Here is a 13,302-nt window from a genome sequence, read left to right as displayed (position 1 = left end):
AATCGATTTCATTTTGCAGAATTCAATATTTGGGAGCTCAAATTAAATCATTCAAAGGAGATATGTGTATGAAGATATGGAAAAAGAGCGTGTTAGTGTTACTGTCCACTTTTCTGGTAACTACGGGTTCGTATGTGCCTAAGACCGCCCATGCAGCGGGTGAACAGGTGGAGGTATGGATTTCAACTTCAGACCCCAATTCCGAGCCGGCTGTAGGGCTAAGAACGGATGCCAGGCTCACCAAGATTGCATCCAAAAACTTCAGCAGCAGCTCAGGTAATGCGGATGTTACCATAACCGTAAACGAAAACAAAACTTATCAGCAAATGGATGGATTTGGCGTATCATTAACGGATGCTTCCGCATGGCTCATGAACTACAAGCTGGATAACAGCAAGCGCGCGGAAGTGATGGAGAAGCTGTTTGGCAACACAGGAATCGGGCTCAGTTTATTGAGACAGCCGATAGGCAGCTCCGATTTTGCCTGGGCAGCCTACACCTATGCGGATACGCCAAATGATACTTCACTCAACCAATTTACGATTGACCGGGACAAGGCATACATCCTGCCCATGGTCAAAGCGGCAATTGCTAAGAATCCCAGTATTAAAGTGATGGGTTCCCCATGGAGTGCGCCTGCCTGGATGAAATATTCCAACAATCTGAACGGTGGCAAACTGAAAGCCGAGCACTACGGCACATATGCGAATTATTTTAAAAAATACATCGAAGCCTACCAGGCTGAAGGCGTACCCATCTATGCTGTTACGTTGCAAAACGAGCCAATGTACGAACCATCCCACTATCCTTCCATGGGTATGGATGTACAGGATCAGACTGGCTTTATCGGTGATTACCTTGGACCAACGCTCCGCAACGCCGGAATCAACACCAAAATTATTGCATTCGACCATAACTTTCTGGATTGGAACTTCCCGAACCAGGTCATTACAAATCTGAAGAACGCAGGCAAGGGCAGCTACGTGTCAGGCAGCGCATTCCACCACTATGATAGCGGTGACGGTTCGACAATGACCTCCATTCATAACAATCATCCAGACAAGGACGTTTGGTTCACAGAGGGTGGTTTTGGTAACTGGAATGATCCGCAGAATGGAACCTCATCTGGTTTCGATAATATGATGAACGAGTTCATTAATATTACGAGAAACTGGTCCAAGTCAATCATTCTCTGGAATGCTGCTCTGGATCAAAAAGACGGTCCAGCTTTGCTTTCACCGAACAATACGAATAAAGGCATGATTACGATCCGCAACTCGGACAACCGTAATGATGCTCCCGAAAATAATGTCACATATCACAAACAATATTATTTGCTGGGTCACTTTAGTAAATTTGTTGTACCAAATGCATACCGCATTGATAGCAACACCGGATCTGAAGTTAAAAATGTAGCTTTCCGCAATCCGGACGGTTCCAAAGTGGTTGTCGCCTACAACTCTTCCAGTTCGTCGAAAAATGTGAAGATCCAATGGGGCAGCCAAAGCTTCGTTGTCACTATTCCAGGCAAGTCTGCTATGACGTATAAATGGTACGGAAATGTTTATTAAGGGATAGTAGGAATTCAGATTCCGACATCCAGCAAACTAGGGCCGCGTGCATTTCGCGGCCCTTTTCATTTGCTTTTATTTTAAAGATCATCCATCCTATACATTCGTTGTGAATTTTACATATTCAAGGGTTTTACAATTTTGATATTATGATTTTTTAGTTTAACTGTCCTCTTACATTGGGTTGATATACTTGCCTGAGCTTTTATATGGGAGAGGGGTTAGACAACTTGAAAGACATCAATCAACGCTGGGTAGCGATGATCCTTGTGGCAGTAATGGTTATCCAATCATTCTGGACATTTGCAGGAGTTGGATACGCAGCATCAGAAAACCTTAACACCAGTAATTTGGCGAAAAACGTGGTCATCAGCCAATTTTATGGAGGCAAGAAAGACGACGTGCTCGACGTGTACGGCAACGACTTTGTAGAACTATATAATCCGACAGCAGAACCTGTTTCTCTGAACGGCTGGTCCATACAATTTGCGGATACCAAAAACAATAATTGGAAGTTAGCCCAGCTAGGTACAACGACTGCCCAGATTCCGGCATATGGTTATTATCTGATTGCGCTTGGCAGCAATGGTAATGTCGGGGAGCAGCTTCCACAGCCAGATGCCACTGAAGCTTCATTCAAACTAGATAACAACAACGGAAAGCTGGTTTTATTGAATACGACACAACTGTTGACGGTCAATGATCCGATGGCTGACGCATTACAGGAACATGTGGTTGATTTTGTTGGATATAATGCGGATGCTTATTGGGGAAGTCCGGCTCCACAAGCTGGCAAACAAAACACGATGCAACGATATGTGTTCGATCCGCTGAACCCGGAGAAGAGTACTACAGAAGCTGCGTTCCCGAATCGCGGAAACAACTGGGACACACGGAATAACGGAACTGACTTTGAGAAGGTCAAAGGTGCAAAGGCTCGCAATTCAAGCACAACTTCCGCCTATGTTATTCTGGAAACTAATCAAACGATAGAGATGCAATCAGCTTCGAGCGTAGATCCTGTACATAACAAGGTTACGTTGAATGCATTTGGAGGTTTGGTTAAACAGGGGCCCTGGACATCCGATGATTTCAGTGTGCTTGGCCTCCCGGCAGGATTCTCTGCTGAAGCCAGTGCGAGTGGAGATCAGATCGAAGTCACCATCACTGGAGACGGTAACGGGAATGTGGTTTCAGATAGCCTTCTGACATTTGAAATTCATCCTGGGGCGTGGGATCAAGTCCACAAACCAGCCTCATCCTTAACGGTGTATCAAGGAAGCAATACCGTAACAATGGCTCAATTCACGCCATCCAATAAGATTGTAGCAGCACTGGACGCCTCATCGTCCAACATTCGTATGGAAAGTGCAAAGGGCCTGAACACCACGATCCAACTCAATCTTAGCGCCGGCGTTCCCGTGGATGGGGTTCTGGACCCGGAAGCTTACAGTTTGATAGGGCTCCCCGAAGGTGACTGGAGTATCCAGGCTGAGGGTCGAAGTAGTGACAATACCATCACGATTTCCATTTCGGGTACATCCGCTTCCGCTGTCATGGACACGGCTGTGGTTCGTGTGACGTTAATGGCTGACGCTGTGCAAGATAGGGACTGGCTGGCTTCGGAGGCGATTAACGTACCTCTGCTTCGGTACAGTCAACCGGTTCTTGCGAATGAGACTCGAAAAATGAAAGTTGAAGAAAGCATCATAGCGGACAATACAGGTTTTAATGACCCTGCGACCAAAGAATATAAATATGGAAGTGAGGCCATGGGAGCGAATGAATATACCTTCCTGCGCGGTACACATTCCTTATTCAAGGCTGATCTTGCTGCGGGTCTTATTCCTTCTCCAGATTCAGTAATTTCAGGCTGGAATCAGAAGGACATCCTTACTTACACGCAAGGCGACGCCCATATTCAGAATGTGGGGACCTTTAACGACAGTACCCATCAAATGGTGTTCAGTCTGAACGATGTGGATTCTTCCGGAATCGGCAGCTTTTATGACGATCTGATTCGTTTTGTTACAAGTATTTATGTAGTCCAATACGAAAAAGACAGCGCCGCGATTGCCAATCTGCAGGATGCCGATTTCCGGGAAGTATCTCGTGTTTTCCTAGAGACCTATAAGGATACTTTGGTTGATATTAATAGCGAAATCAGCCCGAAAGACACCAAGCTGACCAAAAGCAATGTAACGCCATATACGAAAGAGGTTATGGACAAAGTCTCCAAAGTGTCTTACGAGGAAGCATTGCAAAAATTGCTGGGCAAGCGGACGCTTGATGGGAAATTAAACATCGCTGGCAATTCGGACAAGTTTGAGGCCGCGACAGAGGCGGAGAAAGCTTCCCTGCAAGCCGCTTGGGAAGCATACAAATTGCAAGTCAGAAGCAATTTCCCAAACCTGACTGACGATGAATTCAATGCCTATTTTAAGATAAAGGATATTGTGCGCCGTATTCATCAGGGTATTGGCAGCATTGGGGTTGAACGCTACAATGTGCTAATCGAAGGAGCAAGTGAGGTCAATACGGACGATATTCTGCTCGACGTAAAAGAGCAGACTCGGGACGCCAATCTTTCGAAAGATGCATATCTTAAAACGGCAGTCGATCCCGATTCTTATCTGGGTGTGCTCGAAGCAATGAATCGCTCGTACCTGATTAGGGAAGTCTCACCTTTTAAAGGTGATTATACGGATAAGCCGTTCAAGAACAAGGAAGAGCTGGAGCAGTATTTGGTCGATGCGGCCAGAGCTTACGCGTATGCAAGCTCGCGCCTGGACAAGGTATCCGATGAGTTGAACTACAAGTTTGAGGAACGTTTTGTAACGAATATTGTACCGATCTGGGATGATTTGCAGAATTTTATTGTTAATGCGGCTGAGGATTACTCGCATCAGGTCGCAGTGGATTTTGCACTTGTGAAGGAGGATATGCGAACCGGGAAGCTGATTGACGTTTCCGAATTGGAAGAATTATCCTTTGATCGAGGTTCCTTGAGCCCAGCATTTGATCCTGCAATTACGGCGTACAGTATGAATGTTGAACAAGCCGTAGAATCCATTCGTATTACGGCGAAGGCTACCGATAGCCAGGCGACTTTGACTGCTAAAGGTGAACCTTATGTGAACGGAATAAGCCAAACGTTTGGGCTGTCTATTGGGAAAAATGTAATTCCAATTACGGTAAAAGCACGTAATGGTTCAAGCAAGACCTACAGTGTAACTGTCGTCAGAGCCGGAGAATCCACCACGGTTCCATCGACACCTTCAACGCCTTCAACGCCTTCGACGCCAACTGGAGGAACAAATGATAATCAAGCAGGTACTTCTGGCAATAGTGGAACTGTTACTGTGAATGGTGGATCGTTGAGCCTGAGCGGGGTTAAAATCAATGTGCCAGCCGGAGCGATGGATAGCAGCGTCGTAATTTCTGTTAATAAAGTAAACCAAACCTCGAATCTGTTCTCGGATTCCACATTGAAACTGCTTGGGGATGTTTATGAGATTACGGCGAGCAAGAGCGGGGACTTCACCAAGCCGGTGACCGTTACCTTGCCATTCGACAAGAACAAGGTGAACTTTGAGAACTCGGTTGTGGGATTGTATTGGTTCAACGAGCAAACTCAAAAGTGGATTGCACTTGAACATCTGCAAGTGGATCAAACGAATGGAACGGTATCTGGAACCATTAATCATTTTACCAAGTTTGCTGTTCTGGTATCCGATAAGACGGTAACACCAATTCCGGAAGGAACCAAAAACTTCACGGATCTCGAAGGACATTGGGCTTCCGGCAGTATTATGGATCTGGTTGAACTCGGTGTGATCCAAGGTTATCCGGACAACAGCTTCAGACCGGATAAAAAAATGACCAGAGCCGAATTTGTTACTATTGTTATTAAAGCTTTAAATTTACAAGGCTCTTCTGATAAAGAGTTTGCGGATACCACCAGCCATTGGGCGCAAGACGCGATTTCCACTGCTGCAGGTCTAGGTATTGTTAATGGATATAGTGATAATACCTTTGGTCCAGATGAATTGGTGACCCGCGAGCAAATTGCGACGATGATCGTTCGGGCAGCGCAAATTGCGGATACAGAGAGCAATATCCGCTTCTCTGATGTTGCTGAAATATCCGGTTGGGCACGTTCAGCACTTGCCGCAGCCATTGCAAATGGTCTCGTTAACGGTTATCCAGACGGTACATTAAAACCGCAAGGAAATACGACTCGTGCCGAAGCTGCTACACTTATCCAAAGAGCTATTCAATTGACAAAATAAATCAAGATTTCAGAAAGGCTGCCCTCTAGCAAGTTTAACTTGTTGGGGAGCAGCCTTTGTGTATCTTGGAGTCTAGTTAATTCGTTTGGTTATAACGATATACCATTGTCTATAATTACGCGATTGAGCTTGGTATTCACCGAATTGGAGATCGTATCACCAACAGGACATTTGCTTTCCAGAAATTGTACAAACGGTTCAACCTTTTCGTCAGATGAACTGGTTTTAATATAGAACGTGTATCGAATATCGGAATAACCGGGGCGTACATCAGATCGGTTGAAAAATCCGTCAAGGTCCAGATCACCTTCAACCTCCACTCTGAAATCATCAAGCACTATATCGAATTTGGAGGCATAAACCCGGGCCACAATGGATTGACATGCGCCAAGGGAGGCAAGTAAAGCTTCTACAGGATTCATTCCCGTGTCAGTACCACCGAGGTTTGTTGGCTCATCGATGATCAGTTCGAATTGTCTCACTTTGGTGATTACTTTTACCCCGTCTTGTAGATGTGCGGTAGCTTTGAAAGTCTGAACATTAGCCATCCGATACCTCTCCTTTATAAAGCATGGTATGTAACTTGGTTTAGTATGGATTATAGTTCCATGTCTCACAAGCTGTCAATACAAGGGGGATAGAATTCGGTATTCTCTGTCAATTGAAAAATGGATAGCCTTGCGGCTATCCATTTCTCTGGCATCTCAACTTTTGAGCCAATGTGCTTATTCACTCATGACATGATCGTATTTTTCCTTCAAACGTTTGATGTCTGCTCGCGGCGGTGCTCCGAACATGCGGGAGTATTCCCGACTGAATTGCGACGCACTCTCGTAACCAACCAGAAATGCTACATCAGCAGCATCAGCCGATTCAGCCATAAGCATCCGACGGGCCTCCTGGAGCCTAAGTTGCTTCTGAAACTGAAGAGGACTCATGGCGGTGATTTCTTTAAAATGCCGGTGAAACGAGGACACGCTCATGTTGGCTGTCTCCGCAAGATCTTCAATCCGAAACGATTGCTCCCAATGCTGAACAATATGCTCGATGGCTTCCCGAATCCGGTAGCTGCTGCTGCCTTCCACCGCAATCTGGGCAAGTTCGGCTCCATAGGGTCCCTGCAGAAGCCGGTACAGAATTTCTCGCGTATAGAGTGGGGCAAGGAACGGGATTTCTCCCGGTGTATCCAACAGCCGAACCAGCCGCAGTACAGCATCTTGAATGGAGGGCTCCATCTGTCCAACGAACAGGGCACGTCTGGCGTTTTCTCTGGACGTGACCTTAATATCACAATCGTTCAACACTTCAAGAATCTGATGCTGTGTAAACTCAAGCTTGAGACTCAGGTAAGGCATAGCAGAGGAAGCTTTTATAATCTGACCAATCACCGGCAGGTTCATGGAAGCAATCAGATAATTGGAGGATCCGTATTCGAATCTTTCCTGTGCCAGCAAGATTTCTTTCAAACCTTGAACGATTACACAAAATGAAGGCTTATAAACCCGGTAAGCCGGTTCACTAATGCTGGAATGCTGATAGACATACAGGGAAGGGATTGCCGTTTCCTTGGAGCTATTATGAATGGAATGACGCTTGATCAGTTCGGTGAGCTCCTGTTGCTGCTGACCTCCGTTATCGGACATACAAATCCTCCTTGAGAGTTGTTCTTGCTTCATTATAAGCGTTAACGACCTTAGACAAAAGTGGGTGTGATAGGATCAGGCAATCAATTAAGACAAATGATATACCGTTTCGTTCTGTTAGTTCGGCATAATAATATTAGGCTTGCAGGCTGAATAATCCAGTTTGATCTTAATCGGGAAAAACAATTCAAGTAATTTGGTCTTATGAAATCAAACGGAGAAAGGAAGTTTGTATAATGCAAAAACGAACATTGGGAAATAGTGGCTTGGAAGTTTCGGCAATTGGGCTTGGTTGTATGGGAATGAGCTACGGGTATGGTCCAGCTTCGGACAAAACGGAGATGATCGCGGTCATGCGGGAAGCTGTTGAACGCGGTGTAACTTTCTTTGATACCGCCGAAGTCTATGGTCCATATATCAATGAAGAACTCGTCGGCGAAGCACTTTCTCCTGTACACGATCAGGTTGTCATAGCAACGAAGTTCGGATTTGACATTCAGGATGGCAAACAGAGCGGGATGAATAGCCGTCCTGAGCAGATTCGGAAAGTTGCCGAAGAGTCTCTTAAGCGGCTAAAGATCGATGCGATTGATTTGTTTTATCAGCACCGTGTTGATCCGGATGTGCCGATTGAAGAGGTTGCCGGAGCCGTGCAGGATCTGATTCGAGAAGGCAAAGTGAAGCATTGGGGGCTGTCGGAAGCCGGCGTAAACACGATTCGGCGCGCGCATGCCGTTCAGCCGGTAGCAGCTGTCCAGAGTGAATATTCCTTATGGTGGAGACGTCCAGAAGAAGAGCTTATTCCAGCGCTTGAGGAGCTTGGTATTGGTTTCGTTCCTTTTAGTCCTTTGGGTAAAGGATATCTCACGGGAAGTTTTAACGCGAAAACAACGTTTGATCAGGGTGATTTGCGTAATATTCTGCCACGCTTCACACCAGAGGCGTTGGAGGCCAATCAGGTGCTGGTCGATCTGTTGAAAGAGAAGGCGGAGAAGATTCAAGCTTCCCCTGCACAAATCGCACTTGCTTGGCTGCTGGCCCAAAAACCATGGATCGTGCCGATCCCGGGAACGCGCAAGTCGAGTCGTCTCAAAGAAAATATGGGTGCAGCGGACATTGAGCTTACACCCGAAGATGTACAGAGCATTAATGATGCAGCCTTAAAAATCACCCTGATGGGTTCGAGATATACAGAGGAGCTGGAGAGAAGAACAGGTCTCTGATGCATTTTAGTATGCCAGAAAGCTGGGTGGAAAGATTGAGTAAACGGTTATCGAACCAAGTGAAGCAAATCGTAGTCGAGAGATTGGAGTCCCAGATCAAATGGGAAGAAAATCCGATTTTCAAAGAAATGTACCTCAGTTATTGGATAAAATTAACGTTAGATTTATCTAAATCCAATTAAAGGAGTGTTTGATTATGGAATATGTAAAACTGGGTCGTACCGGACTGGACGTTTCAAGATTATGTCTTGGTTGCATGAGCTATGGAGTCCCTGAACGCGGAATTGCTCCATGGTCGTTGAACGAGGAAGAAAGTCGTCCTTTTATCCAAAAAGCGCTGGACTTGGGTATTAACTTCTTTGATACTGCCAACGTCTATTCGGATGGTACAAGCGAAGAAATCGTGGGTCGTGCGTTGAGGGATTTTGCTCGTCGTGATGAGGTTGTTATTGCAACAAAAGTATACTTCCGCATGAAGCCGGGGCCGAACGGCGCAGGTTTATCAAGAAAAGCTATTATGAATGAGATTGATAATAGTTTAAAGCGACTAGGGACTGATTATGTGGATCTGTATCAGATCCATCGTTGGGACAGTAGTACTCCAATTGAAGAAACCATGGAGGCCCTTCATGATGTGGTTAAGGCGGGTAAAGTCCGATACATTGGTGCTTCTTCGATGTACGCCTGGCAGTTTATGAAGGCTCAGTATACTGCCGAACGCAATGGCTGGACCCCATTTGTCTCCATGCAAAATTTACTTAATTTGTTGTATAGAGAAGAGGAAAGAGAGATGTTACCTTTTTGCGCAGAAGAAGGAATCGGCGTCATTCCCTGGAGTCCACTTGCCAAAGGAAGACTTACACGGGATTGGAATGAACAAACAGCCCGTTCATCGAACGACGAAGCAGGAGACCGACTTGCTGCGGGAATGGTTGATTCCGATCGTAAAATAGTGGAGACTGTCGCTGATATTGCAAACAAACGGGGTGTTTCCAGAGCAACCGTTGCGCTGGCATGGGTATTGCAAAAAGAAGGAGTCACCTCACCAATTGTTGGTGCAACGAAGGAACATCATTTGGAGGATGCTGTAGCAGCGTTGTCCGTGAAGCTGGATGCGCAGGAAATTGCAAGCCTGGAGGGATACTACGTACCACACAAAATATTCGGCATGTAAGTTCCTTCTAGCCCTAATAACGATAAAGGGTTGCCAATCGAATAGAAATGTGTATAATTGGAGTCACATCAGAATATTCGAATGTTTTCTAGGGTTCCGCGGCAATTGTGTCGGTCTGGTCCGAGAGAAAACTCACAGCCTGTTGGTTGTGTCACGGAGGGACAAAAGCCTGGGAGATGAACTGCTTAATGCAGTTTGTTTCCCGGGCTTTTTTATTTTGGCTTCATGTAACTAATAATACACGTAGCAATATTTGAAAAGGAGTGTGACAGAGATGAACAAAACCTGGTTGTCCGTCGTTATTGCAGCTTTATTTGAAGTCGGTTGGGTCATTGGACTGAAACATGCCAGTGGTTTTCTGGAATGGGGGGCTACACTGGTCGCCATTATTGTCAGCTTTACCTTGATGATTGCGGCTTCCCGCTCACTTGATGTAGGAACGGTGTATGCGGTGTTTGTTGGCCTAGGTACGGCAGGGACTGTGCTGGCAGAGATTGTTTTGTTTGGTGCAGCGGTTCAAACCGGGAAAATGGTGCTCATCGGGGTTCTTTTACTGGGTGTAATCGGTCTTAAAATGCTTAGCAAAGGAAAAACAAAGGAGGTCCATGAATCATGAACTGGGTATTTCTAGTTTTAGCTGGTGTCTTTGAAATGATTGGGGTTCTGATGATTAATAAACTGCACAAAGATCGTAACCTGATTTCTATCGTGCTCTTGGTTGCAGGATTTGGATTAAGCTTTCTGTTCCTATCCTTGGCGATGAAGACTCTTCCGATGGGAACAGCATACGCCGTATGGACCGGAATCGGTGCTTCCGGGGGAGCCATTCTTGGCATGATATTTTATGGAGAACCCCGAAATGCGTTAAGGCTTCTGTTTATTGCCATGGTGCTCGGATCAGCAGTTGGGTTGAAATTGGTGAGTTAATGGATTGAATGAACGAAAAAAGAAAAGCGTTGAGTTCAGATTTCACTCCTGAACTTAACGCTTTTCTGAGATTTAAAAGTTTTAGTTTAAGGTTGTACAATTTTATCAAGATAGTAATTCTGTATCCATCCCCATGCCTGATATTTATAACTGTAGACATATAGATAAGTCATCCCATCTACAAGAACGCTTTCAGTCCCACCGTAGACCATATCGCCATAAACATGTGAACCAATATTCACACCAGTAGGTGACGGAGTTTTCCGGAAATTAGAATAATCATTTACTTTATAGTAGGATGACAAAGCCATTATGCTAACATCTGAATTAGGTAACTGCTGAACAACCGCTGGTGTAGATGATGGAATGATATCGGTATTGCTTACATCTTGAGCTGCAAAAGCTCCGGAAGCTGGAAGTAACGTTGTGGCCAATAGGGAAGCTGCAATGAATTTTTTCAACATTTGAAATTCTCCTTTTTAATTAGGATTAGAATACTTTGCTTTTTGAGTATTAATAATCTCTAGTTGTGGTCAAAAAGGAATTTCTTCTAACTTAAGTGAAAGTGAGATTTTATTAAATATAACTGTAACTTTATATAAAACTCCTTTCTATTTACTATTCTCTGTATATGTACCAGTGAACAGGTATAATATACCATATTATGTAATGGAAAAACTTTGAAATATTTATGTCATTTGGAATTATGGTATATATATAATTTATAAAATAGTGATAAATCTCATAGCAATAAGCTTGATCCAACGGATGAAAACATAAGATATTAGAAGCTAGAGAAAACATTAATGATTTGAAAATGGAGTGGGTTAATCTTAATGGTCAAAAAGATTTGTTAGAATATCTTGAAAAGATAATATACAGATGCGTTTTTTAATGTTATCCTTATGTGTTACGTTTTGAAATGAGAAATACGTCAAATGAATATTTGTTGCGTAAATTAAGGAGACCTAATGACATTTAAAGACTTGAATATTATACCCGCAATTTTGGAAGGCTTGAGCAAAGCAAACTATACTGCCCCGACACCTATACAGGAACAGGCAATTCCAGCCGTATTAGCAGGCAGAGATTTGCTTGGCTGTGCGCAAACAGGGACAGGAAAGACGGCAGCATTTTCTGTACCCATCATTCAATTACTAAGCGAAAAGTCGAACGGCCCCAAAGCCGCACGTCATATTCGTTCATTGATTCTAACACCGACAAGAGAACTGGCGATTCAGATCTCGGATAACATTAAGGCTTATAGCCGTTACACGGATATTCGTTGTGCCGCTATCGTAGGTGGTGTTTCGCAAAAAGTTCAGGAACGTGCACTCAATCAAGGTGCAGATATTATTATTGCAACGCCCGGAAGATTGATTGACTTGGTCAATCAAAAGCGTATTGATCTGAAACATGTGCAAATACTGGTTCTTGATGAAGCAGACCGCATGTTGGATATGGGCTTCATTCACGATGTGAAGCGAATTATCGCGAAGATGCCGAGTAAGAAACAGACGCTGTTCTTCTCAGCTACCATGCCTCCGGAAATTACAAAAATGGTAAAAACGCTGTTGGTGGATCCGGTAAAAGTAGAAATTACACCCGTATCCTCCACAGTGGATCGAATTGAGCAGTCCATATATCTATTGGAAAATGGCAAAAAACAGAGTCTGTTGAATCATATCCTACAGGATAAGTCCATCGTTTCGGCACTGGTGTTCACCCGTACGAAGCGCGGAGCAGACCGTGTAACTCGCGATTTGTCCAAAGTGAATATTACGGCCCAGGCCATTCATGGCAACAAATCGCAGAATGAGCGTCAAAGAGCTCTGAATAATTTCAAGAGTGGAGTTACGCGGGTGCTGGTAGCGACAGATATAGCGGCAAGGGGTATTGATGTTGAAGAGCTTTCACATGTAATCAACTTCAACCTGCCTAATATTCCAGAAACATATGTCCACCGAATTGGTCGTACGGGCCGAGCTGGACATAGCGGAATGGCGATTTCCTTTTGTGAGAAGGAGGAACTTCCGTTCCTCAAGGATATCGAGAAGGTAATTAAGAAAACCATTCCTGAAGTGAAAAATCATCCTTATCCGATGACAAGTGTCCCTGCTTTTGTAAAATCGAATCAAACATCGAAGTCTGCAGGCCATAAATCTGCAGCTGATAAACCTGCGAAGGCAAAAGCGAATCCTGCTCGCAAGCCAAAGTCCGAGTGGTTTAAAAAGAGTGGCAAAGCCAATCACAGTAAACCAAACAGTAGTAATCCAAATAGCGGTAAACCAAACCACAATAGTACAAGTCACAGTAAACCAAAGAGCAGCAAAGTGAATAAAGCTCTTTAAAATAACGAGCAAAATGCCTTCTCCATTTCGTGGAGGAGGTTTTTTTATGGCTTTAGCCTGTTGAGTGCGTGAAACGCGCGAAACAAAAAACCACCCGCTATGCGGGTGGAGGGATCGAGGG

At 44.6% G+C, this 13,302-nt stretch carries 10 protein-coding genes and 1 riboswitch; of the genes, 7 read left to right on the top strand and 3 right to left on the bottom strand.

What is annotated here, in order from left to right; all coding sequences use genetic code 11:
- The first annotated feature begins 68 nt into the window (after nucleotides 1-68).
- Nucleotides 69-1,571 (top strand): glycoside hydrolase family 30 protein, encoded by a 1,503-nt coding sequence (locus tag P5G61_RS28240; protein WP_301249580.1) that lies wholly within the window; start codon nucleotides 69-71, stop codon nucleotides 1,569-1,571.
- Between the two features lie 230 nt (nucleotides 1,572-1,801).
- The gene (locus P5G61_RS28235; protein WP_301249579.1) at nucleotides 1,802-5,863 is read left to right on the top strand and encodes an S-layer homology domain-containing protein; all 4,062 of its coding nucleotides are present in this window, start codon (nucleotides 1,802-1,804) and stop codon (nucleotides 5,861-5,863) included.
- 89 nt (nucleotides 5,864-5,952) lie between these two features.
- On the opposite strand, the gene P5G61_RS28230 is transcribed toward P5G61_RS28235, so the two are convergent.
- Nucleotides 5,953-6,411 carry an OsmC family protein gene (locus tag P5G61_RS28230; RefSeq protein ID WP_301249578.1) on the bottom strand — a complete coding sequence of 153 codons (459 nt, stop codon included), beginning with the start codon at nucleotides 6,409-6,411 and terminating at the stop codon, nucleotides 5,953-5,955.
- Between the two features lie 177 nt (nucleotides 6,412-6,588).
- Nucleotides 6,589-7,506: an AraC family transcriptional regulator gene (locus tag P5G61_RS28225; protein ID WP_301249577.1), complete on the bottom strand. Its 918-nt coding sequence runs from the start codon at nucleotides 7,504-7,506 to the stop codon at nucleotides 6,589-6,591.
- Between the two features lie 236 nt (nucleotides 7,507-7,742).
- On the opposite strand from P5G61_RS28225, the gene P5G61_RS28220 reads away from it, so the two are divergent.
- From P5G61_RS28220 to P5G61_RS28205, 4 genes are all read left to right on the top strand, one after another.
- Nucleotides 7,743-8,729, top strand: coding sequence for an aldo/keto reductase (locus P5G61_RS28220; RefSeq protein WP_301249576.1), 987 nt, complete (start codon nucleotides 7,743-7,745; stop codon nucleotides 8,727-8,729).
- A 196-nt stretch (nucleotides 8,730-8,925) separates the two neighbouring features.
- Nucleotides 8,926-9,903: an aldo/keto reductase gene (locus P5G61_RS28215; RefSeq protein WP_301249575.1), complete on the top strand. Its 978-nt coding sequence runs from the start codon at nucleotides 8,926-8,928 to the stop codon at nucleotides 9,901-9,903.
- Nucleotides 9,904-9,980: 77 nt separating this feature from the next.
- Nucleotides 9,981-10,081: riboswitch (guanidine-I (ykkC/yxkD leader) on the top strand.
- A 96-nt stretch (nucleotides 10,082-10,177) separates the two neighbouring features.
- Entirely contained in the window at nucleotides 10,178-10,519 is a 342-nt protein-coding gene (locus P5G61_RS28210; RefSeq protein ID WP_301249574.1) for a DMT family transporter, read from the top strand.
- Nucleotides 10,516-10,830, top strand: a complete 315-nt coding sequence (locus P5G61_RS28205) for a DMT family transporter (RefSeq protein ID WP_301249573.1) — start codon at nucleotides 10,516-10,518, stop codon at nucleotides 10,828-10,830. The genes P5G61_RS28210 and P5G61_RS28205 overlap by 4 nt, the downstream gene beginning before the upstream one ends.
- Nucleotides 10,831-10,916: 86 nt before the next feature.
- Here the strand turns inward: P5G61_RS28205 and P5G61_RS28200 are convergent, their stop codons facing one another.
- Nucleotides 10,917-11,294 (bottom strand): hypothetical protein, encoded by a 378-nt coding sequence (locus tag P5G61_RS28200; protein WP_301249572.1) that lies wholly within the window; start codon nucleotides 11,292-11,294, stop codon nucleotides 10,917-10,919.
- 507 nt (nucleotides 11,295-11,801) lie between these two features.
- Between P5G61_RS28200 and P5G61_RS28195 the strand changes: the two genes are divergently transcribed.
- Entirely contained in the window at nucleotides 11,802-13,181 is a 1,380-nt protein-coding gene (locus tag P5G61_RS28195; RefSeq protein WP_301249571.1) for a DEAD/DEAH box helicase, read from the top strand.
- Nucleotides 13,182-13,302: the final 121 nt, after the last annotated feature.

The sequence above is a fragment of the Paenibacillus vandeheii genome (assembly GCF_030433635.1).
In the GTDB taxonomy this organism is placed as follows: domain Bacteria; phylum Bacillota; class Bacilli; order Paenibacillales; family Paenibacillaceae; genus Paenibacillus; species Paenibacillus vandeheii.
The sequence above is the reverse complement of the archived record's forward strand: the minus strand, read 5'-3'. Positions and strand labels throughout refer to the sequence as shown.

Bases quoted from the DNA above. Each gene is read 5' to 3' on its own strand.
- P5G61_RS28225 (WP_301249577.1), bottom strand. From the start codon at position 7,506: ATGTCCGATAACGGAGGTCAGCAGCAACAGGAGCTCACCGAACTGATC.
- P5G61_RS28215 (WP_301249575.1), top strand. From the start codon at position 8,926: ATGGAATATGTAAAACTGGGTCGTACCGGACTGGACGTTTCAAGATTA.
- P5G61_RS28240 (WP_301249580.1), top strand. From the start codon at position 69: ATGAAGATATGGAAAAAGAGCGTGTTAGTGTTACTGTCCACTTTTCTG.
- P5G61_RS28205 (WP_301249573.1), top strand. From the start codon at position 10,516: ATGAACTGGGTATTTCTAGTTTTAGCTGGTGTCTTTGAAATGATTGGG.
- P5G61_RS28210 (WP_301249574.1), top strand. From the start codon at position 10,178: ATGAACAAAACCTGGTTGTCCGTCGTTATTGCAGCTTTATTTGAAGTC.
- P5G61_RS28230 (WP_301249578.1), bottom strand. From the start codon at position 6,411: ATGGCTAATGTTCAGACTTTCAAAGCTACCGCACATCTACAAGACGGG.
- P5G61_RS28200 (WP_301249572.1), bottom strand. From the start codon at position 11,294: ATGTTGAAAAAATTCATTGCAGCTTCCCTATTGGCCACAACGTTACTT.
- P5G61_RS28220 (WP_301249576.1), top strand. From the start codon at position 7,743: ATGCAAAAACGAACATTGGGAAATAGTGGCTTGGAAGTTTCGGCAATT.
- P5G61_RS28195 (WP_301249571.1), top strand. From the start codon at position 11,802: ATGACATTTAAAGACTTGAATATTATACCCGCAATTTTGGAAGGCTTG.